Raw genomic sequence first — 17,193 nt, forward strand, 5'->3', positions numbered from 1 at the left:
TCGAAGGATCCACCTGGTGGCCGCGCCTACGTTGGAGGCACGCGCTCACTCAGGTCCGTCGTACACCACTCTGCTGGGACTCCACTGGGGCGGTTCACACCCACCCTGCAGGGCGACGGCGTAACGACAGCATCGAGGAGCTCCCTACGAGGGGATGAGCAAGAGAAGTGGGCAGGCAGGCAAGGCCTCGCGCGCCGTAAGACAGCGCAGTGTCAAGCACACGCCAATCACACATTATCCTGCTTTGCGCCCAGTTGCTCACGCTCACATAACAATCCGCCCGAAGAGCGATCCCACTCGGTCGTCACATGGAGGCGGCACAGGACTTAAGACCCCAGGCGAGTTGTGCGCTGAATTGAGCGAAAGGATCCTGCCCGGCGTGCTAGCTCTCACCACCCAAGGCCGCCGACGCTGACGGTGGGCATGAGCGCGGGCCCGGCCTGCGGCGTGATGGTCTGGGCGGCGCTCTTGTCGAGGGCCGCGGCGTGCAGCCACGCCTCAAGGATTTGGCGGGCGGACTGGCGCCAGAACGCGTCGTCGTGGTCCCGCGGTTGCCGTCCTCGCTGCCGGCCACCCGGGTCGCGGCGGCGGGTAGCGACCGAGAGGGTCCTCGCAGCGGGCGATCGGGTTCCAGGCCACCTCGGTGTAGCCCTCGGTGGTCCGGTCGCTCGGCGGGCTGAAGGCGACCACGCGCACGACGGTGCGTCCTTGGCGCGCGGAGACGGTCGCTTCGGACAGGTCGACCTTGGCCGACCGATCAGCGCGGCGCCCGGCACTCCGCGGGCGACAGGAAGCGCTCGCGCGCTATGGTCCGGACGGCGCTCTGAAGGGTCACCTCGCAGAACGCGACCCAGCCGACACGGGGAGGTGGCGTGGCCGTTCGACCAGGCATCCTCGGCATCGATGAGGGCACCACCGGCACGCGCGCCGCCGTCGTTCTCGCGGACGGCTCCATCGGGCCGGTCTTCTACGAGCCACTAATGGTCTCCACGCCGGACGGCCGACGGGTCGAGCAGGACGCCGGCGAGATCTGGGCGAAGACCAGCGACGTCGCGCGGCAAGCCCGCGCCTGGGCCGAGGCGAACGGCGTGCAGCTCGCGGGGCTCTCCATCGCCAACCAGCGGGCAACGAGCGTGCTGTGGGACCTCCGCGACGGGACGCCGCTGGCCCCGGCCGTCGTGTGGCAGGACCGCCGGTACGCCGACGAGCTCGCGGACCTCGCGGCCGAGTGGGACGACCGGCTGATCGCCGCGACCGGGCGGCCGGTCGGCACGCGGTCCCCGCTGCTGTGGCTCACCCGCTGCATCCGCGAGGTGCCCGCCGTCGCGGACGCGTTCCGTGCGCGCCGGCTCGCGTTCGGCACGGTCGACGCCTGGCTGCTGCACCAGCTCACCGCCGGGCAGACCCGCACGTTCTCGGCCACCAACGCGCAGTCGATCGGTGGGCTCGTCCTCGACGACCTGACCTGGCTGCCGGGCTGGTTGGCGGCGCTCGGCGTCCCCGGCGGCGTCCTCCCGGTCGTCACCAACGACGCGGGAACGCTCGGCACCACCGATCCTGGGGTCCTCGGGGAACGGCTCCCGATCGCCGCAGCCGTCGGCGACCAGCACGCCGCCTGGGTCGCACTGGGCGCGGACCGCGCTGGCGACACGACCGTCGTGCACGGCACCGGCAGCTTCGTCAGCATGCTCACCGGGGCCCCGCCGGCGGCGTCGCACGAGATCGACAACGCGCTGTACGAGATCGCCTGGCGGACGCCCACCGACAGCCGCGATGCCGTCGAGGCGTTTGCCGCCACCACCGGCGCGGCCGTCGACTGGCTGTGCACCGGGATCGGGCTGTTCAGCGGCCCGGAGCAGCTCGGCGCGCTCGCCGCGAGCGCTCCGCACGCCGCCGCGCCCTGGTTCGAGCCGTCGCTCGCCGGCGTCCGCACGCCGGTGGCCGACCCCTCAGCCACCGGGCTGCTCGGCGGCCTGACCCTGGCAACGGACAAGGCAGCGATTGCCCGCGCCGTCGTTGACGGCGTCGCGCACACGGTCGGCGACCTGGTGGAGGCACTCGCCACCGTGTCGGGCGCCGCGCCGCGGATCCTGCGGTGCGGCGGCGGGCTCGCGCGCAGCGACGTGCTCGCCCAGGCACAGGCCGACCTCCTCGGCGTCCCGGTCGAGCGCGCCGCCGATTTCGACACCGCGAGCCTGCGGGGCGCTGCCTACCTCGCCGGGATCGAGCTCGGCGTCTGGCCGGATCGCGCCGCCGCGCTCGGTACGCTCCCTGGGGGCGACTTGTTCGAGCCGCGGATCTCCGCGCAGGAGCGCGCCGACCTGCGCGGCGCGTGGCAGGTCGCGACCCGACGCCCGACGACCGAAGGGGAGCGATGAGCCGCCATATCCAGCTGCCGGGCCGGCGCGCCAGAACGGGCCGCTTCACGTCGATCCGCCGCACCCCGCTGCAGCTGCCACGGGAGCAGGCCATCGCCGACGTCGACTCCGGCGGCGAGTACGACGTCCTCGTCATCGGCGGCGGCGTCACGGGCAGCTACGTCGCGCTCGACTGCGCCACCCGCGGGCTGCGCGTCGCCCTGGTCGAGAAGGACGACTTCGCCTCGGGCACGTCGTCGAAGTCCTCGAAGATGGTGCACGGCGGCCTGCGGTACATCGAGCAGGGCAACCTCGGCCTGGTCCGGCACGCGCTGCTGGAACGACAGCGGCTGCGGACCAACGCGCCGCACCTGGTCCAGCGGCTGCCGTTCCTGTTCCCCGTGCTCGCCCACGACGGCGTGTTCGACCCGCGGCTTGCGAAGGCCTTCGAGGGTCTGCTGTGGACCTACGACCTCGCCGGCGGCTGGCGCATCGGTCGCCTGCACCAGCGGCTGACCGCGGACGAGGTGCTCAGCCGCGCCCCGCTGCTGGCCGGCGCCGACGTCCGCAGCGGATTCCTCTACTACGACTGCCGGGCGGACGACGCCCGCCTCACGCTCACCATCGCCCGGACCGCCGCGCACTACGGCGCGACCCTGCTCAACGGCGCCCGCGTCACCGGGCTGATCGAGGTCGACGGCCGGGTGCGCGGCGCGCGCGTCGACACCGGCGCCGGCCAGGTCGACGTCCGGGCCCGCGTCGTCGTCAACGCGACCGGCGTGTGGAGCGACACCGTCGACGCCCTCGCCGACCCCGCCCACGAGCCGCGGGTACGGCCCGGCAAGGGCGTGCACCTCGTGCTGCCCTGGACCCGGCTGCGGATCGACGGCACCGTCACCGTGCCGATCCCCGGCCGCAGCCGGCGCGCGACCTGCACCCGCTGGGGCGACTGCGTCATCGTCGGGCTCACCGACACCGACTACGACGGCCCGCTGGACGACGTGCAGTGCACCGGCGACGAGATGCGGTTTCTGCTCGACGGGGTCAACGCCGCGTTCGGCACCGACCTCTCCGACGCGGACGTGGTCGGCAGCTACGCCGGCCTGCGGCCGCTCGTCGGCAGCAAGGAGGGCGCCACGCTCACCATGAGCCGCGACCACTCGATCACCGTCGACGTCCGCGCCATGGTGACCGTCACCGGCGGCAAGCTGACCACCGCCCGCCACATGGGCGAGCTGGTCACCGACCAGGTGGACCGGCTGCTCGAGCGCAACGGCCGGTGCCGCACCAAGACCCTGCCGCTGCTCGGCGGCGCAGGTTACGACGCCGAGGCCACCACGGCCACCGGCGGCCTCGCCGCGCACCTGAGCGGGCGGTACGGCACCGAGGCCGCCTTCGTCAGCGCGCTGATCGCCGAGGACCCCGCGCTCGGCAAGCCCATCGTGGACGGGGCGCCGCACGTCATGGCCGAGGTCGTGTACGCCGCACGCTGCGAGCTCGCCCGGTCGGTCGACGACGTGCTGTCCCGCCGCACCCGGCTGCGGCTGTTCGCGCGCGACCGGTCGGTGGACGCGGCCCCCGCCGTTGCCGAGATCCTCGGTCGCGAGCTCGACCTCGACGCGGCGGAGCGTGACCGGCAGGTCGCCGAGTACGCCGCGAGCATCGCGCACGAGAAGCAGTGCCTGACGACGACCAGCAGCGCCTCGTGAAGGAGAACGCATGATCAGCCGCCAGACGATCACCACCGGGTTCAACCACGGCAACTACCTGCCGAGCCGGCCCAACCCGCCGCGGTACGGCGATGCGACGCCGCCCGGCACCGGCGACGCGTCGCTGCAGCGGGACGTCGTGCCGATCCCCGACGAGGTGCTCGCGAAGCTGCGCGATGCCGCCGAGGCCGTGCACACCGACCGCGACACCGTCGTCCTGCGCACCCGCGACTGGTGGGCCGGATCGATGATCGGCGAGACCGCGGGGCACCCGGCGACGCCGGACGCCGTCATCGTCGAGGCCGGCTCGGCCGACCAGGTCGCGCAGGTGCTGCGGATCTGCCACGAGGCGCGGATCCCGGTGACGCCGTCCGCCGGACGCAGCAACGTCACCGGCGCGGCCCTGCCGGTGCACGGCGGCGTGGTCCTCGACCTGTGCCGACTGAACGCGATCGTCGGCTTCGACCGCGACTCGCTGGTCGTCGACGTCCAGGCCGGGATGTTCGGCGACGCCTTCGAGCAGCAGCTGCAGGAGACGTACGGCGTGACCACCGGCCACTGGCCGTCGGCGTTCGCGATGTCGACGGTGGGCGGCTGGGTCGCCTGCCGCGGCGCGGGCCAGCTGTCCACGCGCTACGGGAAGATCGAGGACATGGTCGTCGGCCTCGACGTCGTGCTCGCCGACGGCCGGCAGGTGACCCTGCAGGACTACCCGCGGGCGGCCACCGGGCCGGACCTGCGCCAGGTCTTCATCGGATCCGAGGGCACGCTCGGCGTCATCACCGCCGTCCGGCTGCGCACCCATCGGCTGCCCGGGTACGCCAAGGCGATCGCGTTCGGCTTCGAGTCGTTCGCCGCCGGGCTGGACGCCTGCCGCGAGATCATGCAGCGCGGCGCCACCCCCGCCGTCCTGCGGCTGTACGACAAGAAGGAGAGCGGCACCCACTTCGGGCACCCCGACACGAACCTGCTGCTGATCGCCGACGAGGGCGAGCCCGCGATCGTCGACGCGATGATCGCGACGAGCGAGGCGGCGTGCGAGGGCGCCGCGCGGCTCGACGACCATCAGGTGTTCGACGACTGGCTCGACGACCGGATGCGGCTCGGCAAGTCCGCCGCGGGCTTCACGCCGGGCCCCGGCTTCGTCGCGGACACCCTCGAGATCGCCGCCGAATGGTCGGCCCTGCCGGCGATCTACGACGATGTCGTCGCGGCGATCGAGTCCGTTCCCGGCACGCTCCGTGCCTCGGCGCATCAGTCGCACGCCTACACCGACGGCGCGTGCGTGTACTTCTCGCTGCGCGGCGACGTCGAGGTGGACCGCCGCCGGGAGTGGTACCGCGCCGCGTGGGACGCCGCGAACGACGTGCTGATCAAGCATCGCGCGGCGTTGAGCCACCATCACGGCTGCGGGCTGCTGCGGGCGCCGTACCTGCCCGAGTCCCTCGGACCCGCGTTCGAGATCCTCGTGTCGATCAAGCACGCGCTGGATCCGCACGGCATCATGAACCCGGCGAAGCTGGGGCTGCCCAGCCCGTTCGGACGCTCGCCCCTCGACTCGTGAGCGCCGCGCCGGAACGGTCATTCCCGCGTCAGTTGTTTCACATTGCTAACGAAACTGTCCACAGCGTAGGTTCGAGGCAACTACAGGAGGTGCCCGATGAGACTCGAGGCCACTGAGCTCACCGACGACGAGCGCGCGCTGCAGCAGGAGGTCCGCTCCTGGCTACGTAAGCGGTTGCCCGTGGGGAGCTATCCTCTCGGGCTGGGCATGTCCGGCGAGATCGATCCGGAGTTCTCCCGGGACCTCGGCGCGCAGGGCTGGCTCGGCATGGCGCTGCCGACGGAGTACGGCGGTCACGGCCGCACCGCCGTCGAGCGGCTGATCGTGGTCGAGGAGCTGCTCGCCGTCGGTGCTCCGGTGGGCTTCCACTGGGTCGGCGACCGGCAGAGCGGCCCGAGCATCGCCAAGCACGGCACCGAGGAGCAGAAGCGCGACCTGCTGCCGCGGATCGCCCGCGGCGAGGTCTCGTTCGCGATCGGGATGAGCGAGCCCGACTCGGGCTCCGATCTCGCCTCCCTACGCACCCGCGCGGTGCGCGAGGGCGACGGCTGGCGGGTCAACGGCACCAAGATCTGGACCTCCGGTGCCTACGAGTCCACGCACATCCTGGCGCTGTTCCGCACCTCCGAGGACAAGCACACCGGCCTCACGCAGTTCATCGTCCCTCGCGAGACCGAGGGCATGTCGATCAACAAGATCCCGTTCATCGACGGCACCCGGCACTTCTGCGAGATCAGCTTCGAGGACATGTACCTCCCGGACTCGCTGCGCATGGGCGAGGTCGGCGGCGGCTGGGGCCAGAACACCGCCGAGCTCGTGCTCGAGCGGGGCGGCGTCGACCGGTGGATGTCGGTCATGCCGATCCTGGAGAACTGGGCGACGTCCCGCTCGGTCGAGGGGGACGCCGCGGCCGCGGCCGATCTCGGCGCGATCGCGGCCCGGTCCTGGGCGTTCCGCGGCATGTCGCTGTCGGTCGCCCGCATGGTCGACGAGGGCAAGAGCCCGGTCACCGAGGCCGCGCTGATCAAGGAGATGGCGACCCGCTTCGAGCAGGAATGCACCGACATCGTCGCCCGCCACTACGGCCGTACGCCGGACCTGCACTCCGACGATCCGCACGAGTCGCTGCTGGCGCGGGCGATCCTGGTGTCCCCGTCGTGGTCGATCCGCGGCGGCACGAACGAGATCCTGCGGACCGTCATCTCGAAGGGACTGAACAAGCGATGAGCGACGTACGAGCCGACCGCGACCTGGTCGCGACCGTCCGCGAGCTGTTCCGCGAGCGGTGCCCCCACGAGGTCGTCACCCAGGCCGAGGCCGACGGCGCAGCACCGGAGAAGCTGTGGGCCGAGGTCGTCGGCATGGGCCTGCACCTCGTCGGCATCCCGGAGGAGGCCGGTGGCTCCGGTGGCACGATCCTCGACGCGCTGGCGATCCTGCACGCCGCCGGCGAGCAGGCGGCGCCGCTGCCGCTCGCCGAGACCATGCTGGCCGCGATGATCCTGGCCGACGCCGGAGCGCAGATCCCCGAGGGCGCGCTGGCCGTCGTCCCACCGACCGCCGAGCTGCGCGTCGAGGGTGACCAGGTGAGCGGCGCGGCCGCACGGGTGCCGTGGGCACGCGGCGCCGAGCTGCTCGTCGGCGTCGTCGACGGCAAGGCGTTCACCGCTCCGGTCGAGGTCACCCGGGAGGGCGTCGACATGGCCGGGATGCCATGCGACGACGTCCGCATCGACGGGACGGTCGTCGGCGACACCGCCGCCGACCTCGGGCTGCTGGGCGCCCTCGCGCGGTCCGCGCAGCTCGCCGGAGCCCTCGAGGCCGCGAGCGACCTCACCCGGCAGTACGTCGGCGAGCGCGTGCAGTTCGGCCAGCCGGTCGGCCGCTTCCAGGCGGTGCAGCAGCACGTCGTGACGCTCGCCCAGATGGCGGCGATGGCGTCGCTGTCGGTCGATCGCGCCGCGCTGGCGACCCTCCGCGGCCCCGCGCCGTTCGAGATCAAGGCGACCAAGCAGGTCATCGACAAGAACGCGACGGTCGCGGCACGCGCCGCCCACCAGGCGCACGGCGCGATCGGCATGACGCAGGAGTACCGCCTGCAGCAGCTCACCCGCCGGCTCTACGCATGGCGCGGTGAGTACGGCGACGAGAAGCAGCTGGCGCTTGAGCTCGGCACCAAGATCGCGGCGCACGGCAAGCTGCACGAGGTCATCGTCGCGGGCTCCGAGATCATCAAGTAGCACCCGGCGGACGTCGCTGCTAAGCGGCAGCGGCGGACCGGCCGGCGAATCCGAGCACGTCTTATCGAGATGGAGTGATCGACGCATGGGAGATCTGCAGGTATCGAAGGAAGGCTATGTAGCGGTTTTCCGGGTGAACCGGCCGCCGCACAACTTCTTCGACCACGCGATGATCAGCGAGCTCGTCGAAGCCGGCGCCCAGGCGGACGCCGATCCGGACACCCGGGCCATCGTGCTGTGCTCCGAGGGCAAGAACTTCTGCGCAGGCGCCAACTTCGGCGACTCCGGCGGTGGGTTCGGCCCGGAGCGCGCCGAGACCTCCCGCAAGCTCTACACGCACGCCGCCGAGCTGTTCCGCATCCAGACCCCGATCGTGGCGGCGGTGCAGGGCGCGGCCGTCGGCGGCGGCCTCGGCCTCGCAGCGATGGCCGACTTCCGCGTCGCCAGCCCGGCGTCCCGGCTGCACGCGAACTTCGCGCGGCTCGGCTTCCACCAGGGCTTCGGGCTCAGCGTGACCCTGCCGCGGCTCATCGGCGAGCAGAAGGCCAGCGAGATGCTGCTGCTTGCCCGCGCGGTGAAGGGCGAGGAGGCGCTGGCGATCGGCCTGGTCGACCGGCTCGCCGACGACCCGTACGCCGGTGCGCTCGAGCTGGCGGGGCAGATCGCGGCCAACGCGCCGATCGCCGTCCGCTCGATCCGCGAGACGCTGCGCGGCTCACTGGCGGACGACGTCAAGGCGGTCCTCGATCGCGAGCTCACCGAGCAGACCGCGCACTGGGCCACCGAGGACTGTGCCGAGGGCATCAAGGCGAACCTCGAGCGCCGCGAGGCGGCCTTCCACAACCGCTGACTTGCCGCCGGCGGCGACGCCGAGAAGCACCCTCGGCGGCGCCGCTGCTGGCAGGATCAGGGGATGTTCACCACCAGGCCTGAGCTCACCGGAACCTTCGGCGCGGTTGCATCCACGCACTATCTCGCGTCGTCCAGCGGGATGGCGGTGCTGGAGACCGGCGGCAACGCGTACGACGCGGCGGTGGCGACCGCGTTCGTGCTGCACGTCGTCGAGCCGCACCTGAACGGGCCCGGCGGCGACGCGCCCATCATGCTGGCGCACGCCGGCAAGGAGCCCGTCGTGCTGTGCGGGCAGGCGCCCGCGCCGGCCGGCGCCACGATCGCGCACTACCGGTCCGAGGGCCTGGAGACCGTGCCCGGCACCGGGCTGCTCGCGCCGTCGACGCCCGGCGCGGTGCCGGCCTGGCTGACCCTGCTGCGCGATCACGGCACGCTGCCGCTGGGCGAGGTGCTGAAGTACGCGATCGGTTACGCGCGGCACGGCCACCCGGTGATCGCCCGCGTGGCGGGGACCATCGCCTCGATGGCCGACTACTTCACGACGCATTGGCCGACGTCGGCCGCGCAGTGGCTGCCGCACGGACGCGCGCCGCAGGCCACCGAGCTGGTCACCAACGAGCCGTACGCGCGGACGCTGGAGCGGCTGTGCGCCGAGGCCGCCGCCGTCGCCGACCGGGCCGAAGGGATCGACGCCGCCCTGCGCGCGTGGAGCCACGGGTTCGTCGCCGAGGCGATCAGTCGCTTCGTCACCACCCCGGTGCGCGACTCCTCCGGCGCCGACCACGCCGGGGTCATGACCGCCGACGACCTCGCCTCCTGGAGCCCGACGTACGAGGAGCCGGTGAGCTATGTCTGGCGGGGGAGCCAGGTCTACAAGTGCGACCGGTGGTCGCAGGGCCCGGTCCTGCTGCAGCAGCTCGCGCTGCTCGATCCGCTGCTGCCGGAGCGCGCCGACGACTGGACCGTCGACATCGTGCACCACGCGATCGAGGCGGCCAAGCTCGCCTTCGCCGACCGCGATGCCTACCACGGAGACTCGGGAGACGACCTGCTCGACGTGGCGGAGCTGCTCGACCCGGCCTACCTCGACCAGCGCCGCGCGCTGATCACCGGCGCCGCGTCCGAAGAGCTCCGCCCCGGCCGGCCCGGTGGCCGGGAGCCACGGCTCGCCTCGGCCGTCCGTCGGGTGGGCGCCAAGCCGCCCTCGAAGGCCGGCATCGGCGAGCCCACGGTCAAGCAGGACGACGTCCCGCGCGGCGACACCTGCCACATCGACGTGGTCGACCGGTGGGGCAACGTCGTCAGCGCCACGCCGAGCGGCGGGTGGCTGCAGGCGTCGCCGTACATCCCCGAGGTGGGCTTCTGCCTCGGCAGCCGGCTGCAGATGTGCTGGCTCGAGGAGGGCCTCCCGTCGTCCCTGCAGCCCGGGCGCCGCCCGCGGACGACGCTGTCGCCGTCGATGAGCGTCGACCTGGACACCGGCCGGACGACGGGATTCGGCACGCCGGGCGGCGACCAGCAGGACCAGTGGCAGCTCGTCTTCCTCCTCGCGCACACGGTCCTCGGCCGCAATCTGCAGGAGTCGATCGATTCGCCGGCCTGGCACAGCGAGGCGGTCGTCTCCTCGTTCGACCCGCGGGTGTGGCGCCCCCTGGTCGTCGCGGTCGAGTCCCGGATGCCCGCCGGCGTCCTCGACGGGCTGCGCGAGCGCGGCCACACGCTCGAGGTCGGCGACCCGTGGTCGCTCGGCCGGCTCTCGGCGGCGTCGTACGAGCCGCGCACCGGGCTGATCCGCAGCGCCGCCAACCCGCGCGGCATGCAGGGCTACGCCGTCTCCCGGTAAGCCGTCTTGAGAACCGTTCCCCAGCGCGGACACCCCTGATGCGGTGGCTTCCGCCTCGCTCACGCCTGTGGCGGTGGCTTGTACCCCGCTATGTAGCCGAAAGCGGGGTGCAACCCACCGCGAGAGGGGAAGCGGTCAGGTCTCGTCGTACTGGTAGAGGTCGTACTGCTGCATGAGCTCGATGAGCTTGTCGGCGTACGCCGGATCGGTTGCATAGCCCGCTTTCGCGACTTCCTTGGCGAACCGGTCGGGATCGTCGACGTGCTCGAACGCCGTCTCGTAGCGCGAGTTGGTGGCCAGGAAGTGCCCGTGGTCGCGGAACGAGTCCTCGGCGCTGCCGTAGGTGCGGAAGCTCGCCACCTGGTTGTGGCAGGCGCCGTCGTCGGTGCACTCCTGCGTGACCTTGTCCATGCAGCCGGTCGCGTACGGCGAGTCGCCGCTGCACTTGATGCCGAAGTAGTTGCGGCCCTTGACCGTGAGCTCCGACTTCGCCCAGTGCGACTCGACGATCGCCTGCGCCAGCGCCACCGAGGCGGGCACGTCGTACTCGTCCATGCCCTCCTGCGCCGGCACGACGGCGTACTCGATGAACGCGGTCGGGTCGGTGGGCGCGCGGCCGGTGCGGACGTCGTCCTCGCCGGAGATCGTCCAGATCGCGGTCGCCGCCACGACGGCGGCCAGCCCGGCGACCGTCCGCCGTCGGCGCCGCAGCATCGCCTCCCGCGCGGCCTTGGTGCGGCGCGGCCGCGCCCGTCCGGATAGGGTGCTGCTCGACTTCTTCGTCGCGACCCGCGACGTGGAGCTCCGGCTAGAGGACGTCTTCGCGGCCTGCGTCCGGGAGCGCGGCGGCGCCGCCGTCGACCGTGCGGTGGCGCTGGTCGACCGGGCAGTGGCGCCGGTCGCCCGGCGGCTGCCGGCGGAGGTGCGGCCGGCGGCTGCGGTGCGGCTGCCGGCGGAGCTGTGGCCGGCGGCTGAGGTGCGGCCGCCCGAACGCTGGGCGACCGACGCCTCAGGCCTTCGCCGCGTAGTCATCGATCTGCTGCAGGATCCGGGTCTTGGTGGCATCGGGCGCGAACGAGCGGCGTACCGCCTCCCGCGCCAGATCGGCGACACCGTCGCGATCGAGCGACAGCAGGTCGGCCGCGATCTCGTACTCGCGGCACAGCGTCGTGCCGAACATCGGCGGGTCGTCGCTGTTGATGGTGACCGGCACGCCCGCCTCGACCAGCGTCCGCAGCGGGTGCGCCTCAAGGGTCTCGACACAGCGGGTGGCCACGTTGGACGTCGGGCAGACCTCCAGGGAGATCTGCCGCTCCGCCAGGACCTCCATCAATCGAGGATCGTGCACGGCGGCGATGCCGTGCCCGATGCGTTCGGCGTGCAGGTGGTCGATCGCGTCCCACATCGTCTGCGGGCCGGTCGACTCGCCGGCGTGCGGGACCGACCGCAGGCCGGCCGAGCGGGCCGCGTCGAAGTGCGGCTTGAACTGCGGGCGCGGCACGCCGATCTCGGGACCGCCGAGCCCGAAGCCCACCAGCGACGAGGGGCCGTGATCGAGCGCGACCATCAGCGTCGTGTCCGCGCCGGGTACGCCGTTCTCGCCCGCGATGTCGAAGATCCACTGCAGCTCGATGCCGAACTCGCGTTCCGCGCCGAGCCGCGCATCCTCGATGGCCTCGACGTACGCCTCAGGCGCGATGCCGCGGATCACCGATGTCTCGGGGGTGCAGGTCAGCTCGGCGTACCGCACGCCCTGGGCGGCCAGGTCCCGCGCGACGCCGAAGGTGAGGGACCGGACGTCCTCAGGTGTGCGCACGAGGTCCACCACGGAGAGGTACAGCTCGACGAAGTGCGCGAAGTCGGTGAAGGTGAAGTACGCGGCGAGCTCGGCGGGGTCGGTCGGGACCGCCCCCGGGTGACGGGACGCCAGCTCGGCCACCACCGCCGGCGACGCCGACCCCACGTGATGCACGTGCAGCTCGGCCTTCGGCAGGCCGGCGATGAACTCTCGCAGCGGATGGTGTGGGGGAACCGTCATGCGGTCTAGTGTGTCTCATACCGGTGCGCATGTGGCGGAACGCCCGCCCGCGGACACCGGCGGATCGCCCGCCATCCCTCGAAGCAGCTCGACGACAAGGTTGATGCACGCAGATGTCGACACCTCCCCGCAACGGCGGCTACCAGCCCGATCCGTACCAGCAGCAGTACGACGCGTACACCGCGCCCCACCAACCGCAGCCCGGGCCCGGCGGCTGGCCGCCGCAGCAGCAGGGCCAGCCGCAGTACGGGGCCGCGCCAGGCTGGCAGCAGCCGGGCCAGCCGCCGTACGCCGCCGGACCCCAGGGGCCGGGGTGGGGCCACGAGCCGCCGAAGAACAACAACAAGCTGCCGATCATCGTCGGGGCGGCGCTCCTCGTCATCGGCGCGGTCGTGGCAACCATCATCATCGTCACGAACAAGTCCGACAGCTCGAGCAGCGCGGCGTCCACGTCGACCAGCGAGCAGGCCTCCGCACCGGACAGCGGCGGCTCCTCCGAGCCGACCGGCTCCGAGCCGACCGACTCCGGATCCGAGCCGAGCGGCGGTTCCGGTGGGTCGAGCAACGGCACGCTGCCGGCCGACTTCCCGGTCCCGCCGAGCGTCCAGGTCGACGACAGCGGCACCTACTGCTCCGGCAAGACGTGCTTCGGCAGCTTCAAGACGGACGATCCGGCCGCGGCGTACGACGACTGGGTCGCCGCGCTCGAGGACGCCGGGTACTCCATCTCCTCGAAGAACATCGCCGGCAAGGGCAAGGACACCATCTGGACGATCGAGGCCGAGGGCCCGCTGTCGATCGCGATCTACTACGCCTCGCAGGGAGCGTTCACCAGCTCCTGATGCCGGCGACGGTGGGGAAGGATCGGCCATGAGAGCGAGCACCGCAGTGGAGCAGCTGCTCCCGTGGCTGCTGGACACCGACGTCGCGCTGCGCTGGCGGGTGGAGCGGGATCTGGCCGGGGCGCCGCCGTCCGTCTGGCAGGCGACTCGCGCCCGCGTCGGCACCGAGGGGATGGCCGCGCGCCTGATCGCCGCCCAGGATCCGGACGGGCAGTGGGCCGGGGGCGCCTACTTCCCGTCCGACGCGACGCCGGACGAGCCGGGCCAGCCGTGGACCGCGACCACCTGGACGCTGACCACCCTGCGCGAGTGGGGCGCCGATCCCGCCGACCTGCGGTACCGCGACACCGCGGGACTGCTCGAGCGGAACGCGCGCTGGGAGTACGACGACCTCCCGTACTGGGACGGCGAGGTCGACTGCTGCATCAACGCCATGACCGTCGCCAACGGGCTGTGGCTCGGCCGGGACATGCGCGCGCTCGCGCACTGGTTCCCGGAGCACCGGCTCGCCGACGGCGGCTGGAACTGCGAGTGGGTGGAGGGCTCGAGAAGGTCCTCGGTCCATTCGACCCTGAACTCGCTGAAGGGGCTGCTGGAGTACGAGCGCACCGTCGGCGCTGCCGATCCGCGGATCGACGCGATCCGGGAGGCGCGTCGTGGCGGCGAGGAGTACCTCCTCGAGCGGCGGCTGCTGCACCGGCTGCGCGACGGCCGGCCGTTCGGCGACTGGGTCACCAACTCGATCTACCCGATGCGCTGGAAGTACAGCGCGCTGCACGCGCTGAACTACTTCCGGGACGCGGCGGCGTTCGACGGTACCGAGCCCGACGCGCGCTGCGTCGAGGCGATCGAGCTGCTGCGCGCGCAGCAGCAGCCCGACGGCACCTTCCTGCAGGGCGAGCTGCTGCCCGGACGCACCTGGGTGGACATCGACGTTCCCGCCGGCCGACCGTCGCCCTGGGTCACGTACCACGCGCTGCGGGTGCTGACCTGGTGGGACGACCGGCCGGCCTGAGGGCTACTTCGCGCTCTGCCCGTCGTCGATCTGGACGGTGGTGCCGGTGACGGCCTCCGACGCGGGGGAGATGAGGAACAGCAGCGTGCTGTCCATCTGCGCGGGCTGCCCGATCCGCTTGCGGGGCGTCCGCGCGGCCAGGTCGCCCATCCGCTCGAGCATCCCGTCCATCATCTCGCTGGCGAACATCCCGGGCGCGATGGCGTTGACATTGATGTTGAACCGCGCCCACTCGACCGACAGCGCGGCGGTCATCCGGACGACCGCCGCCTTGGTGATCGAGTACAGCGCGGCCCCGTGCCCGTCATAGCGGAACGCCGCCATCGAGGCGACGTTCACGATGCGGCCGCCGCGCTTCTCGGCGATCAGCCGTCGCGCGAACTCCGAGGCGAGGATGAACGGGCCGCGCAGGTTGGTGCCGATCACCGAGTCGATGAGCTCGACCGACATCTTCGTCGCGTACTGCGCGTCCGGGATGCCGGCGTTGTTGATCAGGATCGTCGGGACGCCGACCTGATCGACCGCGCTCTGGTAGGCCGCGAAGATGGAGTCGGCGTCGGTCACGTCCATCTCGATCGCCACCGCCCGCCCGCCCGCGGCGGTGATCTCCTCGACCAGCTGGTCCAGCTTGGCCTTCCGCCGCGCGGTGACCACGACCGTGGCACCCGAGGCGGCGATCACCTGCGCGAACCGTCGTCCGAGGCCCGAGCTCGCACCGGTCACGAAGGCGATGTCGCCGGTCAGGTCGGCCGCGTTGTTCGGCAGCGGGTACTGGGTCATGAAGTCCTCCGAGAGTCGATAGTTCGCACTGCTAGGAATTCTTATCAGCAAACCCGCCGAGGCGCTGCCTTTGCGGCGATCCGGGGCACGGAACGCCGTGGCGCCGCGCGGCCCGCTCCTCCGGCTACCCGGGGATGATCGACTTCGTCACCGTCGCGGTGGCCACGACATGTCCCTCGGCCCGCGCCTCGGCGCGCAGGAACGCCAGCGACCTGCCGACCCGCACCACCTCGGCGGTGAGCCGGACGGTCGATCCGCCGGGTACGCCCTTCATCAGCGAGATGTTCACGGCATGCGACACCGCGATCTTGTCCTCCGCGAGGTGCGGGAGCAGCGCCAGGTAGCAGGTCATGTCGAGCAGGGTGTAGACGACGCCGCCGTGCAGCCAGCCGCCCGGTCCCTGGGTGGGCTCATCGACCACGAAGGTCGCGCCGGCCGCCGGGTCGTCCGCGTCGATGAGCGAGACGCCCAGAAAGCGGTGCAGCGGTAGGTCGATGATCGCGGCGACGCGCGCCTGCAGGGCCGAGCTGTCCATAGGTTGTTCCTCCGGTCGCCACGATACGGCCCGGCGCATCGGAGGATCGAGCCGATCTCGGGTGGGTGCCCCGACCGGCGCCCCTCGGGTCCGGTCAGCGGTCTCCGCCAAAACGTCGCCGAGTCGGGGCACTGTCCACCCCGAATGCCCAATGCCCCTCCAGGACGTCGATCTCCGGAGCGCGCGGCGCCGGACTATGCTGGCCGCAGCACAACGACAGGGGAGCGCCACGCGGCGCTGAGAGTGCGGATCGTCCGCAGACCCTCGAACCTGATCCGGTTAGCACCGGTGTAGGAAGTCGGGAAACTCAGTCGAAGACCCCGCGCCAGCGGGCGATCGAGCTCCCTCGCAGCAATGGAGGGAACATGTCGAAGCACAGTGCGGCGCTCGCCGCGATCACCATCACCGCCGCGGTGACGCTCAGCGCCTGCGGCGTCGGCGGCGGCGGCTCGTCCGACGCCAAGACCGTCACGGTCATGACGCACGACTCGTGGGCGGCGCCGGCCGAGCTGATCAAGAAGTTCGAGAAGGACTCCGGATACACGGTCAAGATCCAGACCGCCGGCGACGCAGGCGAGCTCACCAACAAGCTCATCCTCAGCAAGGACAACCCGAGTGCCGACGTCGTCTTCGGCATCGACAACACCCTCGGCATCCGCGCCGTCGACGCCGGCGTGTTCAGGCCGTACTCCTCGGCCAAGGCGACCGATCAGGCGAAGAGCCTCGCGCTGCCCGGAGCGGACGACGACCTGACGGCCATCGATTACGGCGACGTCTGCCTGAACGTCGACAACGGCTGGTTCGCGTCGCACGGGCTGGCCGCACCGACCTCGCTGGACGACCTGATCAAGCCCGAGTACCGGGACCTGCTCGTCACCCCGAGCGCTGTCACCTCGTCGCCCGGCACCGCCTTCTTCCTCGCCACGGTGGCGAAGTACGGCGAGAACGGCTGGCAGGGCTACTGGACCAAGCTGCGCGACAACGGCGTCAAGATCACCAGCGGGTGGACCGACGCCTACTCGGTCGACTTCTCCGGCGGCGAAGGCAAGGGGTCCCGCCCGATCGTGGTCTCGTACGCGTCCTCGCCACCGTTCACCATCCCCAAGGGCGGCGGCGAGCCCACGACCTCCGCCGTGCTGTCCACCTGCTTCCGGCAGATCGAGTACGCCGGGGTCGTGAAGGGCACCGACAACACGAAGGGTGCCGAGGCGTTCATCGACTTCATCAGCGAGCCGGCGTTCCAGAAGTCGATCCCTGACAACATGTACATGTACCCGGCCAGCGGGGCCGCGCTGCCCGCGGACTGGGCGAAGTACGCTCCGCTGGCCACCGACCCGCTCACCGTCGACCCGTCGACGATCGCGGCCAAGCGTGACGGCTGGCTCAAGGAGTGGGCCGACGTCACCACCGGCTGACCG

General features: G+C 71.8%; 14 protein-coding genes and 1 riboswitch. Of the genes, 10 read left to right on the top strand and 4 right to left on the bottom strand.

Features of this window, described 5'->3' with window-relative positions:
* Nucleotides 1–872: 872 nt before the first annotated feature.
* The 7 genes from F8A92_RS07285 to F8A92_RS07315 all read left to right on the top strand — a co-directional run bounded on the left by F8A92_RS07285 (nucleotide 873) and on the right by F8A92_RS07315 (nucleotide 10,565).
* Nucleotides 873–2,378: an FGGY family carbohydrate kinase gene (locus tag F8A92_RS07285; protein WP_153504504.1), complete on the top strand. Its 1,506-nt coding sequence runs from the start codon at nucleotides 873–875 to the stop codon at nucleotides 2,376–2,378.
* Entirely contained in the window at nucleotides 2,375–4,066 is a 1,692-nt protein-coding gene (locus F8A92_RS07290; protein ID WP_153504505.1) for a glycerol-3-phosphate dehydrogenase/oxidase, read from the top strand. Before F8A92_RS07285 ends, F8A92_RS07290 begins: the two co-directional genes overlap by 4 nt.
* 10 nt (nucleotides 4,067–4,076) lie before the next feature.
* Nucleotides 4,077–5,630, top strand: a complete 1,554-nt coding sequence (locus F8A92_RS07295) for an FAD-binding oxidoreductase (RefSeq protein WP_153504506.1) — start codon at nucleotides 4,077–4,079, stop codon at nucleotides 5,628–5,630.
* Nucleotides 5,631–5,726: 96 nt separating this feature from the next.
* The gene (locus F8A92_RS07300; protein ID WP_153504507.1) at nucleotides 5,727–6,857 is read left to right on the top strand and encodes an acyl-CoA dehydrogenase family protein; all 1,131 of its coding nucleotides are present in this window, start codon (nucleotides 5,727–5,729) and stop codon (nucleotides 6,855–6,857) included.
* Nucleotides 6,854–7,870: an acyl-CoA dehydrogenase family protein gene (locus tag F8A92_RS07305; protein ID WP_153504508.1), complete on the top strand. Its 1,017-nt coding sequence runs from the start codon at nucleotides 6,854–6,856 to the stop codon at nucleotides 7,868–7,870. Before F8A92_RS07300 ends, F8A92_RS07305 begins: the two co-directional genes overlap by 4 nt.
* An 85-nt stretch (nucleotides 7,871–7,955) precedes the next feature.
* Nucleotides 7,956–8,720 (top strand): enoyl-CoA hydratase/isomerase family protein, encoded by a 765-nt coding sequence (locus F8A92_RS07310; RefSeq protein ID WP_153504509.1) that lies wholly within the window; start codon nucleotides 7,956–7,958, stop codon nucleotides 8,718–8,720.
* Between the two features lie 63 nt (nucleotides 8,721–8,783).
* Nucleotides 8,784–10,565, top strand: a complete 1,782-nt coding sequence (locus tag F8A92_RS07315; protein ID WP_153504510.1) for a gamma-glutamyltransferase family protein — start codon at nucleotides 8,784–8,786, stop codon at nucleotides 10,563–10,565.
* A gap of 135 nt (nucleotides 10,566–10,700) precedes the next feature.
* Here the strand turns inward: F8A92_RS07315 and F8A92_RS07320 are convergent, their stop codons facing one another.
* Both F8A92_RS07320 and F8A92_RS07325 read right to left on the bottom strand, forming a co-directional pair.
* Nucleotides 10,701–11,597 (bottom strand): glucosaminidase domain-containing protein, encoded by an 897-nt coding sequence (locus F8A92_RS07320; protein WP_194291398.1) that lies wholly within the window; start codon nucleotides 11,595–11,597, stop codon nucleotides 10,701–10,703.
* Nucleotides 11,575–12,603: an adenosine deaminase gene (locus F8A92_RS07325; protein ID WP_153504512.1), complete on the bottom strand. Its 1,029-nt coding sequence runs from the start codon at nucleotides 12,601–12,603 to the stop codon at nucleotides 11,575–11,577. The genes F8A92_RS07320 and F8A92_RS07325 overlap by 23 nt, the downstream gene beginning before the upstream one ends.
* 113 nt (nucleotides 12,604–12,716) lie before the next feature.
* Between F8A92_RS07325 and F8A92_RS07330 the strand changes: the two genes are divergently transcribed.
* A complete protein-coding gene (locus F8A92_RS07330; protein ID WP_153504513.1) occupies nucleotides 12,717–13,445 on the top strand; it encodes a hypothetical protein in 729 nt (242 codons plus the stop codon).
* A gap of 28 nt (nucleotides 13,446–13,473) precedes the next feature.
* The gene (locus F8A92_RS07335) at nucleotides 13,474–14,460 is read left to right on the top strand and encodes a squalene cyclase (RefSeq protein ID WP_153504514.1); all 987 of its coding nucleotides are present in this window, start codon (nucleotides 13,474–13,476) and stop codon (nucleotides 14,458–14,460) included.
* Nucleotides 14,461–14,463: 3 nt separating this feature from the next.
* Here F8A92_RS07335 and F8A92_RS07340 read toward each other — a convergent pair whose 3' ends face one another.
* Both F8A92_RS07340 and F8A92_RS07345 read right to left on the bottom strand, forming a co-directional pair.
* Complete coding sequence (locus F8A92_RS07340) at nucleotides 14,464–15,240, bottom strand: SDR family NAD(P)-dependent oxidoreductase (protein WP_153504515.1); 777 nt, start codon at nucleotides 15,238–15,240, stop codon at nucleotides 14,464–14,466.
* A gap of 124 nt (nucleotides 15,241–15,364) precedes the next feature.
* Nucleotides 15,365–15,775 (bottom strand): PaaI family thioesterase, encoded by a 411-nt coding sequence (locus F8A92_RS07345; protein WP_228389281.1) that lies wholly within the window; start codon nucleotides 15,773–15,775, stop codon nucleotides 15,365–15,367.
* Nucleotides 15,776–15,983: 208 nt separating this feature from the next.
* A riboswitch (TPP riboswitch) is annotated at nucleotides 15,984–16,089 on the top strand.
* Nucleotides 16,090–16,140: 51 nt separating this feature from the next.
* On the opposite strand from F8A92_RS07345, the gene F8A92_RS07350 reads away from it, so the two are divergent.
* Nucleotides 16,141–17,190 (top strand): thiamine ABC transporter substrate-binding protein, encoded by a 1,050-nt coding sequence (locus tag F8A92_RS07350; protein ID WP_153504517.1) that lies wholly within the window; start codon nucleotides 16,141–16,143, stop codon nucleotides 17,188–17,190.
* Nucleotides 17,191–17,193: the final 3 nt, after the last annotated feature.

Origin of the sequence: Cumulibacter manganitolerans (assembly GCF_009602465.1) — a bacterium.
GTDB lineage: Bacteria > Actinomycetota > Actinomycetes > Mycobacteriales > Antricoccaceae > Cumulibacter > Cumulibacter manganitolerans.

Excerpts from the sequence above, each read along its gene's own strand:
- F8A92_RS07290 (WP_153504505.1), top strand. The coding sequence starts at position 2,375 with ATGAGCCGCCATATCCAGCTGCCGGGCCGGCGCGCCAGAACGGGCCGC.
- F8A92_RS07295 (WP_153504506.1), top strand. The coding sequence starts at position 4,077 with ATGATCAGCCGCCAGACGATCACCACCGGGTTCAACCACGGCAACTAC.
- F8A92_RS07300 (WP_153504507.1), top strand. The coding sequence starts at position 5,727 with ATGAGACTCGAGGCCACTGAGCTCACCGACGACGAGCGCGCGCTGCAG.
- F8A92_RS07305 (WP_153504508.1), top strand. The coding sequence starts at position 6,854 with ATGAGCGACGTACGAGCCGACCGCGACCTGGTCGCGACCGTCCGCGAG.
- F8A92_RS07310 (WP_153504509.1), top strand. The coding sequence starts at position 7,956 with ATGGGAGATCTGCAGGTATCGAAGGAAGGCTATGTAGCGGTTTTCCGG.
- F8A92_RS07315 (WP_153504510.1), top strand. The coding sequence starts at position 8,784 with ATGTTCACCACCAGGCCTGAGCTCACCGGAACCTTCGGCGCGGTTGCA.
- F8A92_RS07320 (WP_194291398.1), bottom strand. The coding sequence starts at position 11,597 with ATGACTACGCGGCGAAGGCCTGAGGCGTCGGTCGCCCAGCGTTCGGGC.
- F8A92_RS07325 (WP_153504512.1), bottom strand. The coding sequence starts at position 12,603 with ATGACGGTTCCCCCACACCATCCGCTGCGAGAGTTCATCGCCGGCCTG.
- F8A92_RS07330 (WP_153504513.1), top strand. The coding sequence starts at position 12,717 with ATGTCGACACCTCCCCGCAACGGCGGCTACCAGCCCGATCCGTACCAG.
- F8A92_RS07335 (WP_153504514.1), top strand. The coding sequence starts at position 13,474 with ATGAGAGCGAGCACCGCAGTGGAGCAGCTGCTCCCGTGGCTGCTGGAC.
- F8A92_RS07340 (WP_153504515.1), bottom strand. The coding sequence starts at position 15,240 with ATGACCCAGTACCCGCTGCCGAACAACGCGGCCGACCTGACCGGCGAC.
- F8A92_RS07345 (WP_228389281.1), bottom strand. The coding sequence starts at position 15,775 with ATGGACAGCTCGGCCCTGCAGGCGCGCGTCGCCGCGATCATCGACCTA.
- F8A92_RS07350 (WP_153504517.1), top strand. The coding sequence starts at position 16,141 with ATGTCGAAGCACAGTGCGGCGCTCGCCGCGATCACCATCACCGCCGCG.